Origin of the sequence: Herbaspirillum sp. alder98, assembly GCF_020179755.1 — a bacterium.
Classification (GTDB): Bacteria; Pseudomonadota; Gammaproteobacteria; order Burkholderiales; family Burkholderiaceae_D; genus Herbaspirillum.
This window is the reverse complement of sequence record NZ_JAIUCY010000013.1, coordinates 25,536-50,082: the sequence shown is the minus strand read 5'-3', so window position 1 is coordinate 50,082 and position 24,547 is coordinate 25,536. Positions and strand designations below refer to the sequence as shown.

26 protein-coding genes are annotated in these 24,547 nt (G+C 63.7%); 16 read left to right on the top strand and 10 right to left on the bottom strand.

Features of this window, described 5'->3' with window-relative positions; genetic code table 11:
* Positions 1-28 precede the first annotated feature (28 nt).
* Both LBW87_RS21605 and LBW87_RS21600 read right to left on the bottom strand, forming a co-directional pair.
* A complete protein-coding gene (locus LBW87_RS21605) occupies positions 29-526 on the bottom strand; it encodes a spore coat U domain-containing protein (RefSeq protein WP_225200858.1) in 498 nt (165 codons plus the stop codon).
* A gap of 504 nt (positions 527-1,030) precedes the next feature.
* Entirely contained in the window at positions 1,031-1,465 is a 435-nt protein-coding gene (locus LBW87_RS21600; RefSeq protein ID WP_225203536.1) for a PACE efflux transporter, read from the bottom strand.
* A gap of 133 nt (positions 1,466-1,598) precedes the next feature.
* Here LBW87_RS21600 and LBW87_RS21595 point away from each other — a divergent pair, with 133 nt between their 5' ends.
* Positions 1,599-2,501, top strand: coding sequence for a LysR family transcriptional regulator (locus LBW87_RS21595; RefSeq protein ID WP_225203535.1), 903 nt, complete (start codon positions 1,599-1,601; stop codon positions 2,499-2,501).
* A gap of 51 nt (positions 2,502-2,552) precedes the next feature.
* Here LBW87_RS21595 and LBW87_RS21590 read toward each other — a convergent pair whose 3' ends face one another.
* Positions 2,553-3,515 carry a 3-hydroxyacyl-CoA dehydrogenase NAD-binding domain-containing protein gene (locus LBW87_RS21590; protein WP_225203534.1) on the bottom strand — a complete coding sequence of 321 codons (963 nt, stop codon included), beginning with the start codon at positions 3,513-3,515 and terminating at the stop codon, positions 2,553-2,555.
* A 185-nt stretch (positions 3,516-3,700) separates the two neighbouring features.
* Between LBW87_RS21590 and LBW87_RS21585 the strand changes: the two genes are divergently transcribed.
* The 4 genes from LBW87_RS21585 (at position 3,701) to LBW87_RS21570 (ending at position 6,240) form a co-directional block, all read left to right on the top strand.
* Positions 3,701-3,859 carry a DUF5993 family protein gene (locus tag LBW87_RS21585; RefSeq protein ID WP_225203533.1) on the top strand — a complete coding sequence of 53 codons (159 nt, stop codon included), beginning with the start codon at positions 3,701-3,703 and terminating at the stop codon, positions 3,857-3,859.
* An 8-nt stretch (positions 3,860-3,867) separates the two neighbouring features.
* Positions 3,868-4,446 (top strand): disulfide bond formation protein B, encoded by a 579-nt coding sequence (locus LBW87_RS21580; RefSeq protein WP_225203532.1) that lies wholly within the window; start codon positions 3,868-3,870, stop codon positions 4,444-4,446.
* 99 nt (positions 4,447-4,545) lie between these two features.
* Entirely contained in the window at positions 4,546-5,265 is a 720-nt protein-coding gene (locus LBW87_RS21575; protein ID WP_225203531.1) for a DUF4088 family protein, read from the top strand.
* A gap of 273 nt (positions 5,266-5,538) precedes the next feature.
* A complete protein-coding gene (locus tag LBW87_RS21570; protein ID WP_225203530.1) occupies positions 5,539-6,240 on the top strand; it encodes an SDR family oxidoreductase in 702 nt (233 codons plus the stop codon).
* 101 nt (positions 6,241-6,341) lie between these two features.
* On the opposite strand, the gene LBW87_RS21565 is transcribed toward LBW87_RS21570, so the two are convergent.
* Together LBW87_RS21565 and LBW87_RS21560 are read right to left on the bottom strand one after the other, a co-directional pair.
* Entirely contained in the window at positions 6,342-7,466 is a 1,125-nt protein-coding gene (locus LBW87_RS21565) for a porin (protein WP_225203529.1), read from the bottom strand.
* A gap of 299 nt (positions 7,467-7,765) precedes the next feature.
* On the bottom strand, positions 7,766-8,707 hold the full coding sequence (locus tag LBW87_RS21560) for a DMT family transporter (protein ID WP_225203528.1): 942 nt from the start codon (positions 8,705-8,707) through the stop codon (positions 7,766-7,768).
* Positions 8,708-8,827: 120 nt separating this feature from the next.
* On the opposite strand from LBW87_RS21560, the gene LBW87_RS21555 reads away from it, so the two are divergent.
* From LBW87_RS21555 to LBW87_RS21545, 3 genes are all read left to right on the top strand, one after another.
* Positions 8,828-9,265 carry an Lrp/AsnC family transcriptional regulator gene (locus LBW87_RS21555; protein WP_225203527.1) on the top strand — a complete coding sequence of 146 codons (438 nt, stop codon included), beginning with the start codon at positions 8,828-8,830 and terminating at the stop codon, positions 9,263-9,265.
* A gap of 34 nt (positions 9,266-9,299) precedes the next feature.
* Positions 9,300-9,917: an NTP transferase domain-containing protein gene (locus LBW87_RS21550; RefSeq protein ID WP_225203526.1), complete on the top strand. Its 618-nt coding sequence runs from the start codon at positions 9,300-9,302 to the stop codon at positions 9,915-9,917.
* A 126-nt stretch (positions 9,918-10,043) separates the two neighbouring features.
* Complete coding sequence (locus LBW87_RS21545) at positions 10,044-11,222, top strand: calcium-binding protein (RefSeq protein ID WP_225203525.1); 1,179 nt, start codon at positions 10,044-10,046, stop codon at positions 11,220-11,222.
* Positions 11,223-11,279: 57 nt separating this feature from the next.
* On the opposite strand, the gene pcaF is transcribed toward LBW87_RS21545, so the two are convergent.
* From pcaF to LBW87_RS21530, 3 genes are read right to left on the bottom strand one after another with little or no spacing between them, the layout of a single operon-like run.
* Complete coding sequence (pcaF, locus tag LBW87_RS21540) at positions 11,280-12,482, bottom strand: 3-oxoadipyl-CoA thiolase (RefSeq protein ID WP_225203524.1); 1,203 nt, start codon at positions 12,480-12,482, stop codon at positions 11,280-11,282.
* A 12-nt stretch (positions 12,483-12,494) separates the two neighbouring features.
* Positions 12,495-13,136 carry a 3-oxoacid CoA-transferase subunit B gene (locus LBW87_RS21535; protein ID WP_225203523.1) on the bottom strand — a complete coding sequence of 214 codons (642 nt, stop codon included), beginning with the start codon at positions 13,134-13,136 and terminating at the stop codon, positions 12,495-12,497.
* Entirely contained in the window at positions 13,136-13,810 is a 675-nt protein-coding gene (locus LBW87_RS21530) for a 3-oxoacid CoA-transferase subunit A (protein ID WP_225203522.1), read from the bottom strand. The genes LBW87_RS21535 and LBW87_RS21530 overlap by 1 nt, the downstream gene beginning before the upstream one ends.
* Before the next feature lie 175 nt (positions 13,811-13,985).
* Between LBW87_RS21530 and LBW87_RS21525 the strand changes: the two genes are divergently transcribed.
* Positions 13,986-14,846 carry an IclR family transcriptional regulator C-terminal domain-containing protein gene (locus LBW87_RS21525; protein WP_225203521.1) on the top strand — a complete coding sequence of 287 codons (861 nt, stop codon included), beginning with the start codon at positions 13,986-13,988 and terminating at the stop codon, positions 14,844-14,846.
* A 12-nt stretch (positions 14,847-14,858) separates the two neighbouring features.
* On the opposite strand, the gene LBW87_RS21520 is transcribed toward LBW87_RS21525, so the two are convergent.
* Positions 14,859-15,362: a flavin reductase gene (locus tag LBW87_RS21520; RefSeq protein WP_225203520.1), complete on the bottom strand. Its 504-nt coding sequence runs from the start codon at positions 15,360-15,362 to the stop codon at positions 14,859-14,861.
* 306 nt (positions 15,363-15,668) lie between these two features.
* On the opposite strand from LBW87_RS21520, the gene LBW87_RS21515 reads away from it, so the two are divergent.
* The 6 genes from LBW87_RS21515 (at position 15,669) to LBW87_RS21490 (ending at position 21,269) form a co-directional block, all read left to right on the top strand.
* The gene (locus LBW87_RS21515; protein ID WP_225203519.1) at positions 15,669-16,604 is read left to right on the top strand and encodes a LysR family transcriptional regulator; all 936 of its coding nucleotides are present in this window, start codon (positions 15,669-15,671) and stop codon (positions 16,602-16,604) included.
* A 97-nt stretch (positions 16,605-16,701) separates the two neighbouring features.
* Positions 16,702-17,835 (top strand): muconate/chloromuconate family cycloisomerase, encoded by a 1,134-nt coding sequence (locus LBW87_RS21510; protein WP_225203518.1) that lies wholly within the window; start codon positions 16,702-16,704, stop codon positions 17,833-17,835.
* A gap of 10 nt (positions 17,836-17,845) precedes the next feature.
* A complete protein-coding gene (gene catC / locus LBW87_RS21505) occupies positions 17,846-18,136 on the top strand; it encodes a muconolactone Delta-isomerase (RefSeq protein ID WP_225203517.1) in 291 nt (96 codons plus the stop codon).
* 67 nt (positions 18,137-18,203) lie between these two features.
* Complete coding sequence (catA, locus tag LBW87_RS21500; protein WP_225203516.1) at positions 18,204-19,115, top strand: catechol 1,2-dioxygenase; 912 nt, start codon at positions 18,204-18,206, stop codon at positions 19,113-19,115.
* A complete protein-coding gene (gene pcaD, locus LBW87_RS21495; RefSeq protein ID WP_225203515.1) occupies positions 19,112-19,894 on the top strand; it encodes a 3-oxoadipate enol-lactonase in 783 nt (260 codons plus the stop codon). Before catA ends, pcaD begins: the two co-directional genes overlap by 4 nt.
* Before the next feature lie 214 nt (positions 19,895-20,108).
* Entirely contained in the window at positions 20,109-21,269 is a 1,161-nt protein-coding gene (locus LBW87_RS21490; protein ID WP_225203514.1) for a calcium-binding protein, read from the top strand.
* A 17-nt stretch (positions 21,270-21,286) separates the two neighbouring features.
* Here the strand turns inward: LBW87_RS21490 and LBW87_RS21485 are convergent, their stop codons facing one another.
* Positions 21,287-22,180 carry a LysR family transcriptional regulator gene (locus tag LBW87_RS21485; RefSeq protein WP_225203513.1) on the bottom strand — a complete coding sequence of 298 codons (894 nt, stop codon included), beginning with the start codon at positions 22,178-22,180 and terminating at the stop codon, positions 21,287-21,289.
* A gap of 216 nt (positions 22,181-22,396) precedes the next feature.
* On the opposite strand from LBW87_RS21485, the gene LBW87_RS21480 reads away from it, so the two are divergent.
* On the top strand, positions 22,397-24,544 hold the full coding sequence (locus tag LBW87_RS21480) for a type I secretion system permease/ATPase (RefSeq protein WP_225203512.1): 2,148 nt from the start codon (positions 22,397-22,399) through the stop codon (positions 24,542-24,544).
* The last annotated feature ends 3 nt before the right edge of the window (positions 24,545-24,547 follow it).

The window sequence follows — 24,547 nt, the reverse complement described above, 5'->3', positions numbered from 1 at the left end:
CGCGGCAGCGTCAGCCCGTGAATCTGAATCAGTAAGTCAGTGTGACGGTAACGGTATCCGAGTAGGTGCCAGCCAGCGGAGTCTGTGCGGCAGCCACTTGGCCATACACAGTCAGCGACTGGATCAAACCGCTGCCGGTGCCGGTCAAGGTGTCGGTGCCGATGGTCGAACCCCAGTTGTTGGTGCGGCCCGAATCGCGATACAGCGCGTAGTTCAGGGTGCCGCCGCCGCTGCCGGTCATCTTGCGGGCAGCAGTGGTGGCGCCGGCGCCAGTACCTGCGTCGAGACCGACGTTGTAGGCGGTGCCGTTGGTGCACAGCACGGTGATGCCACCGGTCTGGTTCACCACAGCTTGTGTGTAGGCGCCGAAGGCGATGGCCGAACCGACCACGGTGCAGGCTGCAACGACGTTGGCGCTGATGGTCAGCGAGCCGGTTGCGGTAGCGGCGAAGGATTGCGGAGCGCTGGTGGCCAGGACGATGGCGGCGATGGAAGCGGCGACGATGCGGTTGTTCTTGGCAAACATGTGATTCTCCCTGTGTTGTGTCCCGGCGTTGTCCTCACACCCTGCGAAGACTTCTGTGTGCAGCGGGTATGGATGTACTTTAATTTCGGGAGCGGACCGGCGACATCGGGCGAAACCCGAGAGCACAACCATAAGCATCAGGAAAAACCCTGCTTTGGCAAAAAAGCCATATTTACAACGAATTGGACTCAGGGAAAACCTGAAGAGAGGCGCCAGAAAAGGCTTTCCGGGAGGCTCGGCCAGCCAGGCCGATCAAGCGCGAGGCCCGAGACGCGTCATGTGCGCGCTTCCCCCTCCATTCCACCTGCGCTTTTGCCATCCCGGAAAAAAAACGTGCCGACGCGTCGCCAGCACTGTGCAAACCATGGGCCAGGCCCTGATTGTTATATGGTCGCCCCCGCGCGAACTGGCTGCAGGGCACTCCCAACTTGTCGACCCGATAATAGGGGCTGCCCGGGGGAGCGTCCATCACCGAAACCGGGTAGTCCCGCCAGCCGCATTGCCTCAATGCTCGGGGATCGGCATGGCCGAGCTGGGCAGGCCGAACAGGCGATCGAACAACAGGTTGAACAGATACGTGTAGACCATGAAAAAGACGATCAGGCCCAGGTCGAGCACGAAGGCGTTCCACAGGCTGATGTCGAGCCACCAGGCAAACAACGGCACCAGCATCATCACCAGCCCGCCCTCGAAACCGATGGCATGCACCATGCGCCGCTTGAAGTTGCGCCCGCGCGTCGGCTGCCGGGCTTCCCAGCGCTCGAAGGCGCCGTTGAAGATGAAATTCCATACGAATGCCACCGTCGACGAGGCCACTGCGGCCGCCGTCGAATGGGCGCTGTCATGGCCGCCGATGACCGACAGGCCGAAGGTGGTGAACAGGATCGCCAATGCCTCGAACAGGCAGGCGTAGACAAATTTGCGCTTGAAACCTTGCATGGAAAAACTCCGGTAACGATGTAGCTGGCAGGCCTCGAATCGACCGCCCTTGGGAACGAAACGCATTTTATGGTTTAATTTTTGAAAGAAGAAGTTAGCTTCTTTCAATTTAATTGATAACCAGAATGACAACATGAGCTTCTCAAGCGATAGCGTAAGAGTGTTCCTGGCCGTGCTCGACTGCGGTTCGTTCTCGGCCGCAGCACGCATGCTGGGGCGGGTGCCGTCATCAGTGAGCATGACCATCGGGCAGTTGGAGGCCGAACTCGATCTGGTACTGTTCGATCGCACCGCACGCGATGCCCGGCCCACCGACATGGCGCGTGCGCTGGAACCAGACGCGCGCCTGCTGGCCAGTCAACTGCGTCAGCTCGACGCCCATGCCCTGTCGCTGCACCAGGGCCTGGAGCGCAAATTGACGCTGGCCGTCGCGCCCGAATTGCTGTCGGTGCCCTGGGCCAAGCCACTGGCAGTGCTGGCGACCGAGTTCCCGTCACTGGAAGTGGAGGTGCTGTCGTCGCCCCAGGCAGACGCCATGCGCATGCTGCACGATGACACGGCGCAGCTGGCGGTGGTGTTCGAACGCCACGCCGGCAACGAGCGCGAAGCGTTTCAGGAGTTGACCAGCGAGATGATGGTGGCGGTCATCGCCCCCGGGCATCCGGCATTGGCCGGCTCGTCCGCCAAGTTGCGCTACGAAGACCTGTACGACATCCGCCAGATTGCGGTGGCCAGCCGCGACGCCAGCATCTCGGACCCGCGCTTCTTTCTGGCGCGTCGCATCTGGCGCAGCGATAACCACCTGGCGACGATGTCGATGGTGCGAGAAGGCCTGGGCTGGGCCTACCTGCCGCAGAGCCTGGTGCAACCGCAGATAGCGGCCGGTCAGCTGACGGCCATCGATTTCGATAACATCAGCAACCAGCTGCCGCTGTGGGTGGACGTGGTATGGAAGAAAGACCAGCCGCTGGGGCTGGGCGCGCAACGCTATATTGCGTTGATGCGCGAGATGGCGCCCGGCCGGCGCACCGAGTGAAGCGAGCGGGCCGCAGCGCAACAGCGACGCTGCGGCAAGCACACGCTATCGTCAGGGAATGACCCGCGCGCGCGCCTTGGCCGTGATCAACTCCACCAGCAACTGGTCGCGTTGCGCGCCCAGCTCGGCCGAGGTCCTGCCTTCCATCTGGGTCGCCACGCCGGCGGCGATCTGCTGCCGTAGCGCATCGCTGATGGTGGGCGTACCGAGGTCTGCCCACCAGCTCTCGATGGGCGGCCCCAGGTGTTCCAGCATGTGATCGATGCCGCCGGCGCCACCCGACAGGTGCAGGTTGAGGAACGGCCCCATCAGCGCCCAGCGCAGGCCGGGGCCATAGGCGATGGCGGTATCGATGTCTTCGGTGGTGGCCACGCCCTGCTCGACCAGGTGAAATGCCTCGCGCCACAACGCCGCCTGCAAGCGGTTGGCGATGTGCCCCTTGACCTCCTTGCGCGGATGAATCGGCTTCTTGCCGATGGCGGTGTAGAAATCCATGGCGCGCTGCACCGTCTCCGGCGAGGTCTGCTGGCCACCGATCACTTCCACCAGCGGGATCATGTGCGGCGGGTTGAACGGGTGCCCCAGCACCACCCGTTGCGGATGACGACATGCCTGCTGCACCCGGCTCATCAACAGCCCCGACGAACTCGAGGCGATGATCACGTGTTCGGGCAGCGCCGCATCGATGCGGCGGAACAGCTCGATCTTGAGGTCTTCCCGCTCGGGACCGTTTTCCTGGACGAAGTCGGCGCCCTCCAGAGCGTCTTCGAGCTGGTCGAAAAAGGTCAGCCGGGAGGGCGATGCCCCCGGTGCCAGACCCAATGCCTCCAGCCCTGGCCAGTGGCGTGCGACGGCCTCCGTCAGCCGCTCACGAGCGCCCGCACCAGGGTCGGTGGCGGCTACATCCAGGCCCTGCGCCAGGAAACCGGCGACCCAACTGGCGCCAATGACGCCGGTGCCAATGACGGCCACGCGTCGGATCTGTGGCGCCGATGCGCTGCTGCTGTGCTGCATGTATGTCTCCTTCAAGTCGTGGGTGATTGTTATAAAAGTTATGAATGTTATCGATCTGGCATCAGTGCTTGGCAGACTGGCAAGCACTGTCGCATGACGGAAAGCTTATCATCTGCGCCGCACCGCTTTGCGCTATCATCGCGCAAAACCAAAATGTGCTGCCGGAGCACCCGAGAGGCCTTCCCATGTTCATGTATCTCCCCTTCCTGCTGGCGATGCTGGCAATGCTGGGCATCATCGCGGGCTGGTCACGCTTCGGTTACGTCATGTGGCTGGGCACACTGGGCGTCACCCTGTACTGGTTCGCGCAGAGTGCGGCCACGCCGCTGACTCTGTCGCTCTGAAGCGCGCCGTGCGGGACGCCATCCTCTCCACCGGACGTGACCGCGACAGCTCGGCCGGCAATGTCCTCAACGTTGCAGCGCTGCTGGTCATTTCAGCCCTCCTTGGCTTGATGTTCTACCATCAGCTGGCGCTGCGTGAACTCCCGTCCCCGCTGGGCCTGCTGCAGCGTGCCGGCCTGATCCTCACCGGCATGGGCTTGCTGATGAACGTGCGCTTTGGCGTCAAGGGAGCGCATTACGGCGTGACGCTGGCCGGTGCGATCACCACCGGCGTCATCGCTTCGTGGCAGGCGCTGTCATATATCGCCCCGGGCAACCCCGGCGTCGGCCCGACGCTGCTGGGCCTGCATATTTATACGCTGACGGCATTGACGGCGCTGGCCGCCAGCGTCGCCGTGGTCATCCTGCTTCTGGTGCAGCAATGGGAGGCGCCGGCGCGGCGCGGGTCCTGGCATTCGTTGGGCGGCAAGCTGGTCGCGCTCTTGTTCGTGCTGCTGGTGGCCGGCAACCTGGTCTCGACCGTGCTCCAGTGCGGCAGCGGCGCCTGTCTCGACAACCAGCACAGTTATCGGTTGCTGGGCCAATAAGCGGATGCAACCAGAGGCGCGACGACAGATGAGGTTGCCAAGGGTAAAGTTTCGGGCCCGCGCCGCCGTTAAAGGTGGTTGCGCAACCAGGAGAACAACATGAAGCAGCTCAAGCTCAACCTGAAGGACGATGTGTACGAAATGCTGCAGCGCGAATTCAAGAATTTCGTGCGGCTGTCGACCAAGGTCGATTCGGGCTTCGTGGCGCCTTCGTTCGATGCGTTCCTGATGGCCCGCTTGTCGGACAATACCAACTTCCTCACCGAGGAAGCGGTCCAGCACCTGATGATGTCGGGCCAGTACGCCTGGGCCCGGCGCGCCATGGGCAAGGATTTCCCGGATGTGGTGGAGATCCTGATCGCCGAAGCGGCCAACTACGGCTTTCACATCGCGGTGCGCCACGACTGGAGCACCGAGGACCTCACCGAGGCGGCCCGCGCCTGGGCCCTGGCCATCATCAAGCAATCCCAGGGCGACGAAACCCAGGTCGACGTGCTGGCGGCCCAGATCAAGTCGGCCGCCGTGAGCATCACGGTGGTGCAGGAAAAGCTGAAGACCCCCGCCACCCGCCTGGCCCATGCGCTGGGCCAGCAGATGAACGACACCCAGGTCGCGCTGGAGCATGCCCATGGCGTGCTGGCGCGCGAACAGCTGGGCGCGTTTCGTACCCTGCTCAAATTGGGCGTGGCCTACGGTTCGATCAAGGAACAGGCCGAAAAGGACGCGCTGGCCAAATTGCAGGCAAAGCGTCCCTATCTGTTCCACCAGCCCAGCGACGGCGTCTTTGCCAAGCTGGCTGCCTGGTGGCGCCTGCTGTAAATCGCACACCCGGCAGGCCAGCCTGTCGCCGCAGTGGGTTCACGCGTTAAACTGGAGCCTTTTGCGTCGGGCGGGTCACGCCCGCTTCTGCCTTCATCATGAAAATCAAGAAACTCTGGCTCTTCATCGGCGCCGCCCTGCTCTGCCTGTTGCTCTCCAGCGTACCGCTGCTGGCGCTATGGCTCACGCCGGAATAATGCGCGCCTGACAGCGGCCAGCAATTTGCACGCCGCTGTAATACGATGTGCGCCTTTGCACACGGGAGCATTCCAGATGACTGAAAAAGTAGCGTTGATCACCGCCGCCGGCAGCGGCATGGGCGCGGCAGCCGCAAGAAAGCTGGCCGCCGATGGTTTCAAGGTAGGCATTCTTTCGTCCTCCGGACGGGGCGAAGCATTGGCCCTGGAATTGGGCGGCATCGGCGTCACCGGCTCCAACCAGTCACCCGACGACCTCAAGTCGCTGGTCGACCAGGCGGTGGCGCGCTGGGGCCGTGTCGATGTGCTGGTCAACAGCGCCGGCCACGGTCCACGCGCCCCGATCCTCGACATCAGCGACGACGACTGGCATCGCGGCATGGAGACCTACCTGCTCAACGTGATCCGTCCCACGCGCCTGGTCACACCACTGATGCAGCAACAGGGCGGCGGCACCATCATCAACATTTCCACCGCATGGGCGTTCGAGCCGAGCGACATGTTTCCCACCTCGGCGGTATTTCGTTCCGGCCTGGCCGCCTTCACCAAGATCTTCACCGACACCTACGCGCGCGACAACGTGCGCATGAACAATGTGCTGCCGGGTTGGATCGACAGCCTGCCGAAGCGCGAAGAACGTCGCGCCAGCGTGCCGATGCAGCGCTATGGCACCAGCGAAGAGATCGCCGCCACCATCGCCTTCCTGGCCTCGGAAGGCGCAGCCTACATCACCGGCCAGAACCTGCGGGTCGATGGCGGCCTGAGCCGCTCGGTCTAGACCGACGCACGCGCAATCTGCACCGCAAAAAAAACGGCGTTACCCTCGCAGGTAACGCCGTATCAAATACTGCTCCTCTCAAGACTATTCAGGCATCACGCTCAGAACTTGTGACGCAGGCCCACGCGCAACACGTTCATGTTGGCGTCGTCGAACGGCGAGGCCGAATAGGCGCCGTTGGTCACGCCAGGGTTGCGCACGTTGTTGGCGCTCTGGTGGCTGTACATCGCATACACGTCGGTGCGCTTGGACAGGTAGTAGTCCACGCCCAGGTTGATCTGGGTGGTCTTGACCTTGGTCGCGCCGGTGGTGGTGCGGCTGATGTCGGCGCGATCATGGATCACGCTGGCCAGCAGGTGCAGGTTGGTGTTAAGCGTGTAGTCGACGCCGATATCGAAGATGTTGGCCTTGGTAGCCACCGTGATCTGTTGCAACGCGGTGCCGACCGAACCTTGCAGCGGACGCTTGGTCTGCGACCATGCGCCGTACAGCTTGGCCGGGCCGAACTGGTAGCTGGTGCCCAGGGTGAAGGTCTTCAGGTCGGTGTCGCCTGCACGCGCCGGCAGCGCATCGGCGGCCAGCTTGCTGCGGTAGTAACCGATACCGATGCCGAACGGACCGTTGGCGTAGTTGGCGCCCAAGCCCAGTGCCTGACCAGCCGAGTTGTTACCTGCCACTTCGCCGAAACCGTACAGCAGGTTGCCGGTGAAGCCGCCGTAGTTGGCGGAGTCGAAGCGGATCGAGTTGTTGGCGCGCGAACCGGCGATGCGGTCCAGGTTGTTGAAGTGACCGCCCTTGACGCCGTTGCCGCCGAAGGTCTGCACCGAGGTGTACTTGGAACCGATGTCATCGAGGTAATCGACCTGACGACCGATGGTGACGGTACCGAAACCACCCGACAGGCCCACCACCGACTTGCGGTCGAACAGGGTGCCGGCGGTTGCCATGCTGCCGTCATCGGCATTGAAACCGTTTTCGAGCTGGAAGATCGCCTTCAGGCCGCCACCGAGATCTTCGGTGCCGCGAAAACCGATGCGGGAAGTCGACACATCGCCCGAATCGACCGAGAAGCGGCTGCCGTTGGAGCCTGGCGTGGTGCCACGGCTGACGTTGCTGGAATAGGTCAGGCCCAGGTCGATGATACCGTAGACGGTGACGCTGCTTTGCGCTTGCGCGGACGAGGCGATCAGCCCCAGAGCGGCCAATGCAAATGCTGTTTTCTTCATGAATACCCCTGAAAGTTTATAAATTCGGGCCGAGCCGGCCCCCGGACTCATGGTTGTGAATCCGACTTCACCTGGCCTTTACCGCGGAAACTCACATCCCTGCGATTGCTCCGCATACGGTCAGGCCAAATATCGATGGCGATGGAGGCGCGCGGTCCCATTCGCGTGCGCCACGTGTATTCCGGACTCTGTGGTCCATTGATCGGCCGCGTGGGCTAAAGCGTAGCGGCCGGTTTCTGACAACCTGTCAGGAACGGAGCGAACTATACGGGGCGATTTTTACTTGCGTGTTACAAGCGTTAGTTTTTATTAACCGGACATTGTCCTGTACCGACCGGGCCGGCTTCATGCCTGCGGTCGGAGCGCCGCCAGCTCGGCCAACGCAGGCGTTCTCCCGCCATCATGGCCGCCGCGCCAGTGAAGATCGCCATGGCGCCCAGTACCTGCAGCCACTGCATCCGATGGCCGAAAGCCCAGGCGTCAACGATGAAGGCGACCGCCGGATAGATGAAGGACAGGCCGCCCGTGAGGTAGGTCGGCAGGCGCTGGATCGCGCTATAGAGCAACAGGTACATGATCCCGGTATTGACCACGCCGATGGCCACCAGAACCGGCCAGGCGGTGGGCGAGACCGTGCCGGGGTCGGGCGCCATCGGCATCAGCAGCACGGCGCCGATCAGTGTCTGGCTCAAGGCAATCAGGTGCGGCGACACCCCCTTGAGCTGCTTGGTGATGAACGCCGCCACGGCATACAGCAAGGCCGCCGCCAGCGCCATCAGCACGCCGACCAGATAGTCGCCGCCGTCCTGCGACAGCGGCCGCCCCTGCACGATCAGCAGTACGCCCGAAAAGGACAACAGCAGGCAACCGACACGGATCGGCGTCAGTCTTTCCCGCAGCAGCAGCGCGCCCATGCCCACCAGCATGAACGGCTGCGTGTTATAGACGGCGGTGGCAATCGAGATCGAGGTGCGCGAATAGGAAGCAAACAGCAATAGCCAGTTCGCCACCAGCGCCAGGCCGACCAGCAACACCAATCCGAACTGGCGCCAGGTCATCGACACCCGCTGCAACTGTCCCAGGGCCAGGCAGATCGGCAACAAGGCAACCGCGCCGAACACGCATCGCCAGAACACCACCTCGGCAACCGGTCGGCCCGACAACACCACCAGCCAGCCGATGGTGCCTGAAATCACCATGGACACGCTCATCTCCAGCGTGCCTCTGAGGTTGTCGTTCATGATGTATTCCCTTATAAAGATGGGAATAAATATAACCGTCTCAACCAGAATGAATCTCTGCTATAAAAAGAGAAGATCAAACAAATCCCTTTTTAAAAAAGATAATTCAAAGGAAAAACCATGTCACTCGACGACACGGACCGACAGCTCCTGGGCCTGCTACAGGTCGATGCGCGCATGCCGATCAAGACCCTGGCCGAACACATCGGCCTGTCCGCGCCCGGCACCGCCGACCGCCTGCGACGACTGGAAGAACGCGGCATCATCCGCGCCTATACGATTGAAGTGGACCCGCACGCGCTGGGCTATTCGCTGCAGGCCATCGTGCGCATCAAGCCGCTGCCCGGCAAGCTGTCGGCGGTCATGAAGGTGCTGGAGACGATTCCCGAACTCAGCGAATGCGACAAGGTGACAGGCGACGACTGCTTCATCGCGCGGCTTCACCTGCGCTCGATCGAACACCTGGATTTCATCCTGGCGCGGATCGTGGATAAAGCCGAGACCAATTCGGCCATCGTGAAGTCACAGCCGGTGACGCGCAGGTTGCCTGCGTTCTGAATGCAATGGCACACTTTTCAATAAAGGAACGCGCATGACGCACATCCCCAACCATCGGATACCCCCGCCATCCGCGATCATTGGCCTGCTGCTGGCGGCGGGCCGCGGGTCGCGTTTTGACAATGCCGAAAGCAAGCTGATCCAGCCCTGCGGGCAACACGACGCAACGGTGGCCGAGCTGGCTGCACAAGCGCTGTTGCCTGCGATACCGGTGGTGGCGATCGTCGCCGCCGCAGGCGCGCTGGCCGATTCGCTGCGACGCCTCGGTTGCGAGGTCATCCTGACCGATCCGTCAGGTCCGCGCGAAATGAGCGCCACACTGCGCCAGGGTGTCTTGCACACACGCGATGCGCCTGGCTGGCTGGTGGCGCTGGCCGACATGCCGTTGGTGCAACCCGCCACCATCGCCGCCATCTGCGCCGCAATGGAGGCCGGCGCCGATATCGCGGTGCCGGTCTCTGGATCGCGCCGGGGGCATCCGGTCGGCTTTTCGGCGCGCCATCGCGATGCCCTGCTGGCGCTCACCGGTGACCAGGGGGCGCGCTCGATCCTGGCCGCGCATGCGGTGACCGAAGTCGCGGTGGACGATCCCGGCATCTTCGCCGACATCGATACGCCTGCCGACCTGCAGGTAATCGGGCGGTTCAAATAAGTTCAGACATCGCGCTGATATGTGCGTCAAGAATGTTCATGGCAGTGGGTCGGCACAAGAATTCGTGCTCCGGTCAGAATGATCGATACGCGGTCATCGCCGGGGCAATCGACTGAAAGGACACACATGAACCAGACGACCCAACCGAGCGACAACGACGCAGCAGATAACGCAGGCACCGCCAGGCGGCAATTCATATTGGGGACCGAGAGCGACGATCGACTTGCCGGTGGACTGGGTCCGGATGTGATTGCCGGGCGCGGCGGCAATGATTCCATCATCGATACCGTCGGCGAGAACCTCCTCTATGGCAACGAGGGCGACGACCGGCTCATCGGGCATGGCAGCTTCACGGGCGGGCCCGGCAACGACCTGATCCGCGGCGATGGCAAGTTCCGCTTTTATCTCGGCGATGGCCACGATACGATCGGCTCGCTCGGCCGGCAGGAATTTCTCACCGACAGTGGCAGCTACTTCAAGGATCACAGCCTGAACGACAGCGTCCTGTCTTTCGGCCCGGGCATCGCCCCATCTGCGATACGACTGGAACGCCGCGGCGGCGATCTGCTCTTCACGCTGGATGACAACAATTCGGTCACCATCGAAAACTGGTTTGCCGACAGGAATTGCCGGCTGGGACAGGTCGTTTTCGCCACCGGAGAAAGCTGGAACCGCACCACCATCGCCGGGATGCCGGTCCAGATCACCGGCACAACCGGCAATGACACGCTCGAAGGCACCGTCAAGAACGATGTCATCGTCGGCCTGGCCGGCCACGATTTCATCTTCGCTCCCGTGGGCGAGAATCTGATCTTCGGGGGAGCGGGCAACGATGTCATCATGGGACAAGGCGCCATCCACGGCGGCGCCGGAGATGACAACATCGTCGCCAGGGGCGATTCTCGACAGAATATCTACTATTACGGGCGCGGAGATGGCCACGATACGCTGCACATTACCGGCGCTGCGGACACCTCCGCACGCAGCGGGACCATCGCGTTCCTCGACCCGTTGCAAGAAAGCGACCTCTGGTTCCGCCGCCAGGAAGACGACCTGGCCGTCACGGTGGTCGGTTCGACTGCCGGCATCACCATCAGCAACTGGTTTCTCGGCACCGGCCACCAGGTGAAGAATTTCGAACTGGGCAATCAAAAGACGATGCCGGCAGACCGGGTTGACGCCCTGGTTCAGGCAATGGCGCAGTGTGCTGCACCGTTGGCCGCAGACACCGCCTTGCCGGACAGCATGCGCCAGACCCTGGCGCCGATACTGGCCAGCAGCTGGACCAGCACAGCAACGACTTAAGCCGGGCATGCCGCCGGGAGCGCATCAGGTGGCGCTGCCGGCGCATCCCGCACGTCGTCACACCCGCTCGATCACCATCGCAATACCCTGCCCCACGCCCACGCACATGGTGCACAGCGCGTAGCGCCCACCCGAGCGCTGCAACTGATACATCGCCGTCGTCACCAGCCGGGCCCCGCTCATGCCCAGAGGATGTCCCAGGGCAATGGCGCCACCGTTGGCATTGACCCTTGCGTCGTCATCGGCCACGCCGAGTTCGCGCAACACCGCCAGGCCCTGCGAGGCAAAGGCTTCATTGAGCTCGATCACATCCATCTGCCCGATGTCCAGGCCCAAGCGCTTGAGCAGCTTGCTCACCGCCGGCGCCGGGCCGATTCCCATCACGCGCGGCGCCACGCCGGCGCTGGCCATGCCCAGCACGCGGGCACGCGGCGTTAGTCCGTATTGCTCCACCGCTTCGGCGCTGGCCAGCAGCAAGGCGCAAGCGCCGTCGTTGACGCCCGACGCATTACCGGCCGTCACGGTGCCGTCCGGCCGCACCACGCCCTTGAGCCGGGCCAGCGATTCGAGGGTGGTGGCGCGCGGATGTTCGTCCTGCGTAACCACGATCGGATCGCCCTTCTTCTGGGCGATGGTCACCGCCACGATCTCTTGCGCCAGTACGCCGTTGGCTTGCGCCCGCGCCGCCTTGGCCTGGCTGTTGAGCGCGAAGAGGTCCTGGTCGGCACGGCTGATGCGGTAGTCGGTCGCCACGTTCTCGCCGGTCTCGGGCATGGAGTCGACGCCGTACTGCGCCTTCATCAATGGATTGACGAAACGCCAGCCGATGGTGGTATCGAAGAGACTGGCATTGCGTGAAAAAGCCGATTCGGCCTTGCCCATGACGAACGGCGCGCGGGTCATGCTCTCGACGCCGCCGGCAATCATCAGCTGCGCTTCACCGGCCTTGATGGCGCGCGCCGCGAAGCCCACCGCGTCCATGCCGGAGCCGCACAGGCGATTGATGGTGGTGCCCGGTATTTCCTGCGGCAAGCCGGCCAGCAATGCCGACATGCGCGCCACGTTGCGGTTGTCTTCGCCGGCCTGGTTGGCGCAGCCGTAGACGACATCGTCCACCGCCTTCCAGTCGACCTGCCGGTTGCGTTCGACCAATGCACGCAGCGGCACCGCGCCCAGATCGTCGGCGCGCACATCCTTGAAGGCGCCGCCGAAGCGCCCGATCGGGGTGCGGATGGCATCGCAGATGAATACGTCTTTCATGTGTTTCTCCGTTCAGGCGGCCAGCCGCAATGGCGCGCCGGTCAATTCTTGCAACGTCGCCAGCGACAGGCCGTCGACCATCTCAAGCACTTCGAGGCCGGTGGGCGTGATGTCGATCACGGCCAGGTCGGTATAGATGCGACTGACGCAGGCAATGCCGGTCAGGGGATAGCCGCAGCGTTCGACGATCTTGCTCTCACCGTTCTTGGTCTGGTGCTCCATCATCACGAATACTTGCTTGGCGCCGATGGCCAGGTCCATTGCGCCACCGACGGCGGGAATGGCATCGGGCGCGCCGGTGTGCCAGTTGGCCAGGTCGCCGTTCTGCGCCACCTGGAAAGCGCCCAGCACGCAGATATCGAGATGCCCGCCGCGCATCATGGCAAACGAATCGGCGTGGTGAAAGAAGGCGCCGCCTGTCAGCAAGGTCACCGGCTGCTTGCCGGCGTTGATCAGGTCTTCGTCTTCCTCGCCGCTGGCCGGCGCCGGGCCCATGCCCAGCAGGCCGTTCTCGCTGTGGAGAAAGATTTCCTTGTCGGCGGGCAGGTAGTTGGCGACCTTGGTCGGCAGGCCAATGCCCAGGTTCACATAGGCGCCCTCGGGAATGTCGCGCGCCACGCGTGCGGCCATCTGGTCACGGGTATAGCGGTTCATCACTTGCTCTCCTTGGGTGCCTGCACCACCCGCTGCACGAAAATGCCGGGGGTCACGATATGTTCGGGGTCCAGTTGACCCAGTTCGACGATCTCATCGACCTGGGCCACCGCGCACTTGGCGGCCATGGCCATGATGGGGCCGAAATTGCGCGCCGTCTTGCGGTACACCAGGTTGCCCCAGCGGTCGCCGCGGTGCGCCTTGATCAGCGCGAAGTCGGCGTGGATGGGCGACTCCAGCACGTAGTGGCGACCATCGATCAAGCGTGTTTCCTTGCCCTCGGCCAGCATGGTGCCGTAGCCGGTCGGGCTGAAGAAGCCGCCAATGCCGGCCCCGGCGGCGCGGATGCGCTCGGCCAGGTTGCCTTGCGGCGTCAGTTCCAGTTCCAGGTCGCCGGCGCGATACAGGGCGTCGAACACCTGCGAGTCGGCCTGGCGCGGGAAGGAACAGATGATCTTGCGCACGCGCCGGGCCTTCAACAGCGCCGCCAGGCCGGTCTCGCCATTGCCGGCATTGTTGTTGACGATGGTCAGTTCACGCGCGCCCTGGTCGATCAGGGCGTCGATCAGCGCCGACGGCATGCCGGCATTGCCGAAGCCGCCGATCATGATGGTGGCGCCGTCCTGGATACCGGCGACGGCCTGCTCCAGCGATGCGATGGTCTTGTCTATCACGGTTGTGCCTTGCTGCAAGGTTGATGGAGATATGTGCGATTACCGCACACATCATCTTTATTCGCACAAAAAGTGTAGCGATCACGCCAACCGGGCGTCAATGCACGCGATCAATTTGTGTTCGGTTGCCGAACACTTGGTTAAAATTCGCACACATTCCCTTTAAGAGATCGCCATGACAGCAGTCACCACCCGCAAGCGTCGGCCCATAGCAGAGGCAGAAACAGATGGCGGCCCCGAGCTGCAGGCCGCGCCCAGCGTGGCCGAGCAGATCGACGCCATGGCCGATCCCGATTTCATGACGTCACTGGCGCGCGGGCTGGCGGTGATCCGGGCCTTCAGCGACATGCGAAAGGCCATGACGATTGCCCAGCTCAGCCAGCGCACCGGGATTTCGCGCGCAGCCGTGCGACGCTGCCTGCATACGCTGCTGGCGCTGGGTTATGTGGATGCGGATGGTCATTATTTTTCGCTGGGGCCGAAGACCCTGACGCTGGGTTATTCCTACCTGTCTTCCACGCCCCTGACGGTGTCGGCCCAACCCTGCCTCAACAGCGTCACCCGCGAACTGGGCGAGTCATCGTCGCTGGCGGTGCTCAACGAAGATGAAGTGCTTTATGTGGCGCGTTCGGCGACCTCACGCGTGATGTCGGTGGCCCTCAATACCGGCAGCCGGCTGCCGGCCTATTGCACCTCGCTGGGGCGGGTGATGCTGGCGGCGATGCCGGCCGACGAGCTCGATACCTACTTCGCCCGCGTCAAGCTGCGCGCCTTCACGGACAACACCGTGGTGTCGCAACGACGCCTGCGCGACATCCTGGCGGGCATCCGCCGCGATGGCTATGCGATCAACGACCAGGAACTCGAGATCGGCCTGCGCTCGATCGCGGTGCCGGTGCGCGGCGCCTCCGGCGCGGTGGTGGCGGCGCTCAATGTGGGCGCGCAGGCGGCGCGGGTGTCGCGCCAGCAGATGGAAGGCGAATTCCTGCCGGTGCTGTTGCGTGGCGCGCAGGACCTGTCGATCCTGCTGCCCTGAACCGGCACCGGCTCAGGCGGCGACCGCCACCGGCGGCGCGGCGATCCGATGGAACTGCCGTTCGAAATAGGCCAGGCCGTCTTCGGCGACGTCCGCCAGGCGAATATGGCGCAGCTCGACGAACAACACGCAATGCGATCCGGCCCGCTGCTCGTGGACGATATCGCCTTCCAGCGCGGCCAGCGCATCCGGCAAGGTGGGCTGGCCATGCTCGCCGGTGCGCCATTGCACCTGCGCCATGCGCTCGGCGGGGGTGAGCCCGGTCATGCCGGCGATCTGGCGCGCCAGCTGTTCGTGGCGGGCGGCCAGGATGTTGACGCACAGGCGGCCATTGCCGATGAACACCGGCTGCGCCGCGCTCTTGAGATTGATGCAGACCAGCAGCGTGGCCGGGCTGTCCGACACCGAGGTCACGGCGCTGACCGTCATGGCGGCGCGTCCCAAAGGGCCATCGGTGGTGACGATATTGACGGCGGCCGACAGCCGCGCCATGGCGTTGCGAAATTCCGTTTGCATGATGTGACCCATAAAAAAATTCAAGTGACAGTGCGCGCACCGCAGCGTTATGCTCGGCGCTTCTGCTGACCCAGGCCCCGGCTCAGCCAGGCGCCCGGGAAGACAGGCCGCATAAGAGCGGCTTATCCGACGCAGATGAAAATCAAATACAAGGTGGCCCGCTCGCCGACCGCGCTGGCGGCACACCTGGAGACATCAGGCACAACGATTGCTTCAATCGCTTCAGCAACACCCCTCGCGCACCGTCATGAACAACGATAGTGCCTCTGCAATTTCGCCGTCAAATGATTGTCGGGAATGTTCTTCATGAAACAAATGAATATCGCCACGGTCGACCTGAATCTGCTCAAGACCTTCATCGCGATCTGGGAAGAACGCAGCCTCACCACCGCCGCCGAACGTTTGCACCTGACGCAGCCGGCCGTGAGCCACGCACTGCGCCGCCTGCGCGAGATGTTCGACGATCCGCTGTTCGTGCGCACGCCCACGGCCATGGTGCCGACGGACGCGGCCGTGCGCCTGCATACGCCCATCGCCAATGCGCTCACGATCATCCACGATGCGTTGCAGAACCATGCGCATTTCGATCCGGCAACCGCCAGCCGCACCTTTCGCATGGTGATGTCCGATATGTCTTCTGCACATGTCCTGCCGCTGTTGATGGAACGGCTGGCGCAATCCGCGCCGCGCGTGTCGTTCGAGGTGGAGCAGATGCCGATCGAGGCACTCAGCGCGGCCATGCGCAATGGCGACATCGACCTCGCCTTCGGCTACCTGCCGGGCCTGTCGGACGATTGCGTAAGCCAGACGGTGCTGTACGACGAATACATCTGCATGCTGCGCCGCGCCCATCCGCTGGCGGGCGCGCCCCTGACCATGGACACCTTGACCCGCCTGCGCTATGTCTACACGGCCACCAACACCACCGGTCACAAGCTGGCCGAGGATGTATTTCGCAAGGCTGGCATCCGGCGCGACATCGCCCTGCGCATCCCGCACTTCACGGTGGCGCCGCAGATCGTGCTCAAGACCGACCTGGCATTGATCCTGCCGCGCAGCATTGCCGAACAGGTCAACCTGGCGCGCGATTGCGTCCTGCTCGACCTGCCGTTGCCGATGCCGCGCATTCCGGTCCGGCTGCATACCCACACGCGCTTCGCCGCCGATCCCGGCATCGCCTGGCTGCGCGATACGCTGGCCGAGATGTTCGGCCGCGAAGAGCCGGAGAACCCGGCAGACTGAGTCCACTATACCCACAAGGTATGGACCCGGTCGCAAATGGTCTTGGACAGGCCGCGATTGTCGTCACTAAGATCGGTCATCGTTACCAAAGACTGCCATGACCCAATCTGCCATTGCCATCGAACACGTCGAGGTCATCCTGCTGGATGTGCCCACCATTCGCCCCCACAAGCTCTCCATGGCGACCATGTACCGCCAGACGCTGGTGCTGGTGCGCATCACCGGGGCCGACGGCGTCACCGGCCTGGGTGAAGCCACCACCATCGGCGGCCTGGCCTATGGCGAAGAAAGTCCGGAAAGCATCAAGGTCAACATCGACACCTACCTGACGCCGCTGCTCAAGGGCCAGGATGCAACCCAGGTGGCGGCGCGCATGCAACTGATCGGCCGCCACGTGCAAGGCAACCGCTTTGCCAAGTGCGCCATCGAGACTGCGCTCTACGATGCCCAGGCCCGACGCCTGGGGGTGCCGCTGTCGACGCTCTTCGGTGGTCGCGTGCGGGACGCGCTGCCGATCGCCTGGACCCTGGCCTCGGGCGACACCGCCCGCGACATCGAGGAAGCCGAGAAGATGCTGGCGGCGCGGCGCCACAATATCTTCAAGCTCAAGATCGGCTCGCGCACGGTGCGCGAAGACGCCGCCCATGTGGCCGCCATCAAGCGCGCCGTGGGCGAGCGCGCCAGCGTGCGGGTCGACGTCAACATGGCATGGAGCGAAACCGACGCGATGCTCGGCATGGCGCTGCTGGAAGACGCCGGCTGCGACCTGGTGGAGCAACCGATTGCGGCAGCCAACATCGAAGGCATGGCGCGCCTGCGCAGCAAGAACCGGGTGGCGCTGATGGCCGACGAAGTGCTGCATGGCCCGCTGGATGCGTTCTGTGTGGCCCACCATGCCGCCGCCGATGTGTTTGCCGTCAAGATCAACCAGTCCGGCGGCCTGGCCGGTGCGCAGGCGGTCGCCGCCATTGCCGGCGCGGCCCAGGTCGACCTGTACGGCGGCACCATGCTCGAAGGCGCGATCGGCACCATGGCGTCGGCCCAGCTGTTCGCCGGCTTTTCCAACCTGGCGTGGGGCACCGAGCTGTTTGGTCCTTTGCTGCTGACCGAAGAAATCCTCACCGAGCCGCTGGCCTACCACGACTTTGCCCTGACCCTGCCGAGCGGGCCGGGCCTGGGCATCACGCTGGACGAAGATCGCATCAATCATCTGCGGCGCGACCGCCGCTAAGGAGACCCCCATGCTGTTCAAAGTAACGATGGATGTGCAACTGCCGCACACCATGCCCAAGGAAAGCGCCGACGCCCTCAAGAGCGCCGAACGCGAACTGGCGCAACGCCTGCAGCACGAAGGCAAGTGGCGCCACCTGTGGCGGGTCGCGGGCCGCTACGCCAACATCAGCATCTTCGATGTGTCGGGCGCCACCGAACTGCACGACCTGCTGACCAGCCTGCCGCTGTTCCCGTACATGAAGATCGAAGTGGAGGCGCTGTGCCGCCACCCTTCGTCGATCCATGAGGACGACCGTTAAGCAGGATCCCGCCGGGTGACGCATCGTCACGAGAAACATCCATACCAAAAGAGAGAGAGAGACCAACATGGACAAGCAAGCTATCGACGCAGTACTGCGCAAGATCCAGGGCGCCGATTCGGGCCAGCCAGCCAACCGCGTGCAACAGATCGTCAACCGCATCGTGCACGACCTGTTCCACACCATCGAAGACTTCGACGTACAGCCGGAAGAGTTCTGGTCGGCCATGGCCTACCTGACCGATGCCGGGCGCAATGGCGAATACGGCCTGATCGCTGCCGGCCTCGGCCTGGAACACTTCCTCGATCTGCGCAGCGACGAGGCCGAAGCACGCGCCGGCGTCACCGGCGGCACCCCGCGCACCATCGAAGGCCCGCTCTACGTGGCCGGCGCGCCGGAAGAGAAGGGTTTTGCGCGTCTCGACCAGGACCCGCAACCGGGTGAAGTCCTGTTCATGCAGGGCCAGGTGCGCGACATGGACGGCCAGCCGGTGGCGCATGCGCTGGTGGAGGTCTGGCATGCCAATCACCTGGGGGGTTATTCATTCTTCGATCCGAGCCAGTCGCCGTTCAACCTGCGCCGCAGCATCCGCACCGATGCCGAGGGTCGCTATCGCTTCCGTTCGCGGGTGCCGGTCGGCTACAGCGTGCCACCGGGCGGCTCGACCGACCAGTTGATGAAACTGCTGGGCCGCCACGGCACTCGCCCGGCGCATATCCACTTCTTCATCTCGGCGCCGGGCCGACGCAAGCTGACCACGCAGATCAACATCGAAGGCGACCCGTTCCTGTGGGATGACTTCGCCTTCGCCACCCGCGATGGCCTGGTGCCGGCCCTGACCCACATCACCGATGCCGCCGCCATCCGCAAGAACGAACTCGATGCGCCGTTCTATTCGATCGACTTCGATTTCACGATGCACCGCGAACAGTCCGACCTGCCCAAGGCAGAAGTCGACCGCGTGCACTTTGCGCCATGACCGCAGCTTTGCCGAGCAGGCTGCATTACACGCTGGAGGGGCCGGCCGGGGCGCCGGTGCTGGTGCTGTCCAATTCGCTGGGCACCAGCCTGTCGATGTGGCAGGGCCAGGCCGAGGCGCTGCGCACGCAGTGGCGCGTATTGCGCTATGACACACGCGGCCACGGCCGCAGCACCATCGCCGGACTCGCGGCCGATGCGGCATTCACGCTGGAACAACTGGGTCGCGATGTCATCGGCCTGATGGACAGCCTGGAGATCGAACGTGCGCATTTCTGCGGCATTTCGATGGGTGGCATCACCGGCCTGTGGCTGGGGGTGCACGCCCCCGAGCGCCTGCTGAGCCTGACGGTGGCCAATAGCGCCGCCCGCATCGGCAATGCCGACGCCTGGAATACGCGGGCGCAACAGGTGGTGGAAAAAGGCATGACAGAACTGGCCGCGGGGGCGCCGGGGCGCTGGTTCACCAACGGCTTCACGGCGCGCTCGCCAGCGCTGGTCAACGCCATGACCGATGAACTGGCGACCTCTTCCGCGACCGGCTACGCTGCCTGTTGTCGGGCGCTGGCCAGCGCCGACCTGCGTGACGAGATCGCCGGCATCAAGCTGCCCACACTGGTCATCGCCGGCCGTGACGATCCGGTGACGACAGTGGCCGACGCGCAGTTCATGTGCGAACGCATCGATGCAGCGCGCTATGTCGAAGTGCCGGCGTCGCACCTTTCCAATATCGAGGCGCCGTCCGAATTCACGCACGCGCTTTCGGACTTCCTGGACTGATATTGCGTCGCTGCTGCAAGAAGCCGGCCACCCCCAGCGGGGCGTGGCCGGCTTCTTTTTTTGCGGTTATCCGTATCTCGCATTTCTACCAAGTTCGTCCCGCAGTGGAGCGATACAACGCGGTATGAAGACGTGCCTGGCCAAGATCGCCCTTCCCGTGCCGGGACCTGGTGCGGGGCCGAGCTATCCCATGACTTCAACTGCGAGGAACGACATGAACACATCCAACGTTGCCAACGACATTGCCACACCTGCGCCAGGCGCGCCCATCCTGATCCGGGGCACCAATAGCGAAGATCTCCTTCAGGGTGGTGCCGGCGACCACATCATCGACGCCGGCGCCGGCGATGACTATCTGCATGACGAACAAGGCAACAACCAGCTGCTCGGCGGCACCGGCAACGACACCATCGTCGGGTCCGGCGTCATCAATGGCGGCCCCGGCGACGATGTGATCAGCGCCGCCGGCGACGGCCGTGGCAACGTCTACCAATACGCCATCGGCGATGGATTCGACACCATTTCAGTCGTGGGCGATCACCCGGATCCCTCCGGACAGGGTATCCTGCAACTGGGTCAGGGCATTGCACCCGCCTCGATCGATCTGGTGCGGGACGACAACCACCTTAGCCTTTACATGGGCGCGAACAGCCAGGTCACGTTGCTGGACTGGTTCAAGGGAGCGGCGCATCAACTCAGGCAGATTGTGTTCGCCGACGGGACGGTCTGGGGCCAGCCGGATATCGCCGGGATGGATATCACCGTGCTCGGCACCGAGCAAGACGACGTCATTCCCGGCTTCTGCGGCAACAACCTGATCCATGCCGGCGCGGGCGACGATTACGTCAGTGACGGCCTGGGCAACAACATCATCTACGGCGGCCTGGGCAGCGACATCCTGATGGGCCGCGGGGTGCTCGATGGCGGCCTCGGCGACGATACGCTGGTGGCAATGGGCGACGCCGAGCACAACGTCTACTTCTTCGATGCCGGCGACGGCCGTGACACCTTGCAAGCCCATGGCGACGGCAACCCAGGCCGCCCGCAAGGCACCGTCGCGTTCGGAGAAACGCTGGACACCCATCGCCTGTGGTTTCGCCGCCAGGACAACGATCTCGCCGTCAACGTGGTGGGCTCGCGCGAGGGCATGACCATCAAGGATTGGTATCGGGACATTCCCAACCAGGTGGCGCGCTTCATGTCAGGCGACGACAAGATACTGAGCCACGACAAGGTGGATGCGCTGGTAGCGGCGATGTCGGTTTTCCCTGCACCGCTGGACGGCGGCGCCCCGCTGGATGCTGCGCTCAGCCAGGCATTGACGCCGGCGCTGGCTGCCAGTTGGTCTGATGTGGGCACGACCGGACCTGCGTAGATGTCACCGTGAGCGTGTCAGCGCGATAACTGCAGCACGATCTCACCGGCCAGCGAGCGCAATTCGTCCAGCAACGGCGAGCGGTCGCTGGCACGCACATTCATGATCACCGGCGAGCAGATTCCTTTACCGGACAGCGGCCGGTACACCACGTCGGTACGATGCAGCCCCTTCACCGACGCCGGCACCAGCGCCACCCCGACACCGGCGGCCACCAGGCCGATGGCGGTCTGCATTTCGTTGGCTTCCTTGACGATATTGGGATGCAGGCCGCGCTGGGCGAAGATGTCCAGCACCTGGTCGGCATAGCTGGGCCGCGGGCGGGCCGGATACAGGATGAATCGCTCACCGGCCAGTTGCGCCAGGCTGACGCTGGATTTCTTCAGCAACGCATGTCCCAGCGGGAAGACCGCCATCAATGGTTCTTCGATCAGGGTCACGCACGCAATATCGGGATCGCTGATCGGCAAGCGTCCGAAGCCGACATCGATACGCCCCGACTTGAGCGCCTCGACCTGCTCCATGGTGACCAACTCCGAAAAACCGATCTCGATGTCGGGCCGGTCCAGCCGGAAACGCTTGATCAGTTCAGGCAACATGCCATACATCGCGGAGGGCACGAAGCCCACATTGAACCACTGGTTGGCGCCGGCGGCGATGCGCCGCGTACCGTCTTCGATCTGGTCCAGCCGGGCCAGCAATTGCACCGTCTGCTCGTAGAAGAAGCGCCCCGCCATGGTCAGGGCGATCGGGCGGGATTCGCGGTCGATCAGCACCGCGCCGACCATCTCTTCGAGCTGGCGGATCTGGCGCGACAGCGGCGGCTGCGCGATGTGCAGCATCTCTGCCGCACGACTGAAGCTGAGTGTGCTGGCGACGGCGTTGAAGTAACGCAGGTGTCTGAGTTCCAAGCGGGGCTCCCCGAGAGCAAACCATAAAACACCAATGGTAGCGCTTGCCGCGATTACCAGCCATCGATGTTCATCCTGTCGGGCCAGGCTGGTTCACGCGGCGCATCGTGACCAGCTTATGAAACGAGTTCTAGCATTCCAGCGATATCGTAACCACGCCGGCGGCGTGAAAATCTCGCCTTTCCCAAGGCCGCGACATCTGGTCGCCGATACGCAATGACCCAGACCGACCCCGACGTTGTAGATACCGCCCTGAGTTGCCTGGTGATGATCGCGCGCCTGCATGGCATTACCGCCGATGCGCCGCAGCTGGCGCACGAATTCGTCACCAGCGGCAGCGTCATGGATGCCGAAGGCATGCTACTGGCTGCGCAGCGACTGGGACTGCAGGCACGACGCGTGAAAATCGACATCGCCCGCCTGGGCCGCACGCCGCTGCCGGCAGTGGCGCTGGGCATGGCTGAAGACGGCGCTGCCGCGCCGCACGCGGATTTCTTCGTCATCGCGCGCGCCAATGATGACCAGGTGCTGATCCAGTCGCCGCGCATGAACCGTCCGCAAATGCTGGGCATGGATGAACTCCGGCAGCGCTGGTCGGGCGAGCTGATCCTGTTTACCTCACGCGCCTCGATCATCGGCGAGCTGGCCCGCTTCGACTTCAGCTGGTTCATCCCGGCCATCGTCAAGTATCGGCGCCTGCTGCTGGAGGTGCTGGCGGTCAGCCTGGTGCTGCAGTTCTTCGCCGTGATCACGCCCTTGTTCTTCCAGGTCGTGATGGACAAGGTGCTGACCCATCGCGTCTTGAGCACGCTGGACGTGATCGCCATCGGCCTGGCGGTCGTCACCGTGTTCGAGGTGGTGCTCACGGGGTTGCGCAGTTATGTCTTTGCCCACACCACCAGTCGCATCGACGTCGAACTGGGCGCGCGGCTGTTCCGCCATCTCCTGGCGTTGCCGATCGCCTATTTCCAGGCGCGCCGGGTGGGTGATTCGGTCGCCCGCGTGCGCGAGCTCGAAAACATCCGCTCCTTCCTGACCGGCAATGCGCTGACGGTGGTGCTGGACCTGTTGTTCTCGGTGGTCTTCCTGGCCGTCATGTTGCAATACAGCTTCTGGCTGACGGTGGTGGTGGCGGGGTCGTTGCCGCTGTACATCCTGGTGTCGGCATCGTTGACCCCCGTGCTGCGCCACCGACTCAACGAAAAATTCAATCGTGGCGCCGAGAACCAGGCCTTCCTGGTGGAAAGCATCAACGGCATCGACACCGTCAAGTCGATGGCGGTGGAACCTCACTGGACCCGCAACTGGGACCGCCAGTTGGCCGCCTATGTGGCAGCCGGGTTCCGCACCACCACCATCAGCACGCTGGCTTCAAGTGGCGTGACGCTGATCTCGAAGCTGGTGACGGTGGCCACGCTCTACCTGGGCGCACGGCTGGTGATCGACGGCCAACTATCACTGGGCCAGTTGATCGCCTTCAACATGCTGGCCGGCCAGGTGGCGCAGCCGGTGATGCGGCTAGCGCAATTGTGGACCGACTTCCAGCAGACCGGGCTATCGGTGCAACGGCTGGGCGACATCCTCAATGCCCGCACCGAACTGGCCGGTGGCAAGAGCACCTTGCCGACCATCGTCGGACGCATCACGCTGGAGCAGGTGGTGTTTCGCTACCGACCCGACATGCCGGAGGTGCTGCGCCAGGTCAGCCTCGACATCCGCGCCGGCGAGGTGGTCGGCATCGTGGGCCGCTCGGGCTCCGGCAAGAGCACGCTGGCCAGGCTGGTGCAACGCCTGTACGTACCCGAGCGCGGACGGGTGCTGGTCGATGGCATCGACCTGGCGCTGGTCGATGCCAGTTCGCTACGGCGCCAGATCGGCGTGGTGCTGCAAGAGAACGTCCTGTTTTCACGCAGCATTCGCGACAACATCGCCCTGGCCGAACCCGGCGCCTCGCTCGAGCAGGTCATGCGGGCGGCACGCCTGGCCGGCGCCGACCAGTTCATCCTGGATCTGCCCGAGGGCTACGACACGATGGTAGGCGAACATGGATCGAGCCTGTCGGGCGGACAACGCCAGCGCATCGCCATTGCCCGCGCCCTGATGAGCAATCCGCGCGTGCTGGTGTTCGACGAAGCCACCAGTGCGCTCGACTACGAAAGCGAACGCGTCATCCAGGACAACATGCAGGCGATCTGCCGCGACCGCACCGTGATCATCATTGCGCACCGACTGTCGGCGGTACGCGACGCCGACCGCATCATCGTGATGGAACAGGGCCAGATCGCCGAATCCGGCCCCCATGCCGAACTTCTGCGCCGGTCCGACGGACTGTACGCGCGACTGTATCGCTTGCAACGGGGATGACGC

Excerpts from the sequence above, each read along its gene's own strand:
- LBW87_RS21555 (WP_225203527.1), top strand. The coding sequence starts at position 8,828 with ATGTCACTCGACGACACGGACCGACAGCTCCTGGGCCTGCTACAGGTC.
- LBW87_RS21590 (WP_225203534.1), bottom strand. The coding sequence starts at position 3,515 with ATGCAGCACAGCAGCAGCGCATCGGCGCCACAGATCCGACGCGTGGCC.
- LBW87_RS21525 (WP_225203521.1), top strand. The coding sequence starts at position 13,986 with ATGACAGCAGTCACCACCCGCAAGCGTCGGCCCATAGCAGAGGCAGAA.
- LBW87_RS21480 (WP_225203512.1), top strand. The coding sequence starts at position 22,397 with ATGACCCAGACCGACCCCGACGTTGTAGATACCGCCCTGAGTTGCCTG.
- pcaD (WP_225203515.1), top strand. The coding sequence starts at position 19,112 with ATGACCGCAGCTTTGCCGAGCAGGCTGCATTACACGCTGGAGGGGCCG.
- LBW87_RS21605 (WP_225200858.1), bottom strand. The coding sequence starts at position 526 with ATGTTTGCCAAGAACAACCGCATCGTCGCCGCTTCCATCGCCGCCATC.
- LBW87_RS21550 (WP_225203526.1), top strand. The coding sequence starts at position 9,300 with ATGACGCACATCCCCAACCATCGGATACCCCCGCCATCCGCGATCATT.
- LBW87_RS21520 (WP_225203520.1), bottom strand. The coding sequence starts at position 15,362 with ATGCAAACGGAATTTCGCAACGCCATGGCGCGGCTGTCGGCCGCCGTC.
- catA (WP_225203516.1), top strand. The coding sequence starts at position 18,204 with ATGGACAAGCAAGCTATCGACGCAGTACTGCGCAAGATCCAGGGCGCC.
- LBW87_RS21585 (WP_225203533.1), top strand. The coding sequence starts at position 3,701 with ATGTTCATGTATCTCCCCTTCCTGCTGGCGATGCTGGCAATGCTGGGC.
- LBW87_RS21600 (WP_225203536.1), bottom strand. The coding sequence starts at position 1,465 with ATGCAAGGTTTCAAGCGCAAATTTGTCTACGCCTGCCTGTTCGAGGCA.
- LBW87_RS21515 (WP_225203519.1), top strand. The coding sequence starts at position 15,669 with ATGAAACAAATGAATATCGCCACGGTCGACCTGAATCTGCTCAAGACC.
- LBW87_RS21510 (WP_225203518.1), top strand. The coding sequence starts at position 16,702 with ATGACCCAATCTGCCATTGCCATCGAACACGTCGAGGTCATCCTGCTG.
- LBW87_RS21560 (WP_225203528.1), bottom strand. The coding sequence starts at position 8,707 with ATGAACGACAACCTCAGAGGCACGCTGGAGATGAGCGTGTCCATGGTG.
- LBW87_RS21490 (WP_225203514.1), top strand. The coding sequence starts at position 20,109 with ATGAACACATCCAACGTTGCCAACGACATTGCCACACCTGCGCCAGGC.
- pcaF (WP_225203524.1), bottom strand. The coding sequence starts at position 12,482 with ATGAAAGACGTATTCATCTGCGATGCCATCCGCACCCCGATCGGGCGC.
- LBW87_RS21570 (WP_225203530.1), top strand. The coding sequence starts at position 5,539 with ATGACTGAAAAAGTAGCGTTGATCACCGCCGCCGGCAGCGGCATGGGC.
- catC (WP_225203517.1), top strand. The coding sequence starts at position 17,846 with ATGCTGTTCAAAGTAACGATGGATGTGCAACTGCCGCACACCATGCCC.
- LBW87_RS21545 (WP_225203525.1), top strand. The coding sequence starts at position 10,044 with ATGAACCAGACGACCCAACCGAGCGACAACGACGCAGCAGATAACGCA.
- LBW87_RS21595 (WP_225203535.1), top strand. The coding sequence starts at position 1,599 with ATGAGCTTCTCAAGCGATAGCGTAAGAGTGTTCCTGGCCGTGCTCGAC.
- LBW87_RS21535 (WP_225203523.1), bottom strand. The coding sequence starts at position 13,136 with ATGAACCGCTATACCCGTGACCAGATGGCCGCACGCGTGGCGCGCGAC.
- LBW87_RS21575 (WP_225203531.1), top strand. The coding sequence starts at position 4,546 with ATGAAGCAGCTCAAGCTCAACCTGAAGGACGATGTGTACGAAATGCTG.
- LBW87_RS21565 (WP_225203529.1), bottom strand. The coding sequence starts at position 7,466 with ATGAAGAAAACAGCATTTGCATTGGCCGCTCTGGGGCTGATCGCCTCG.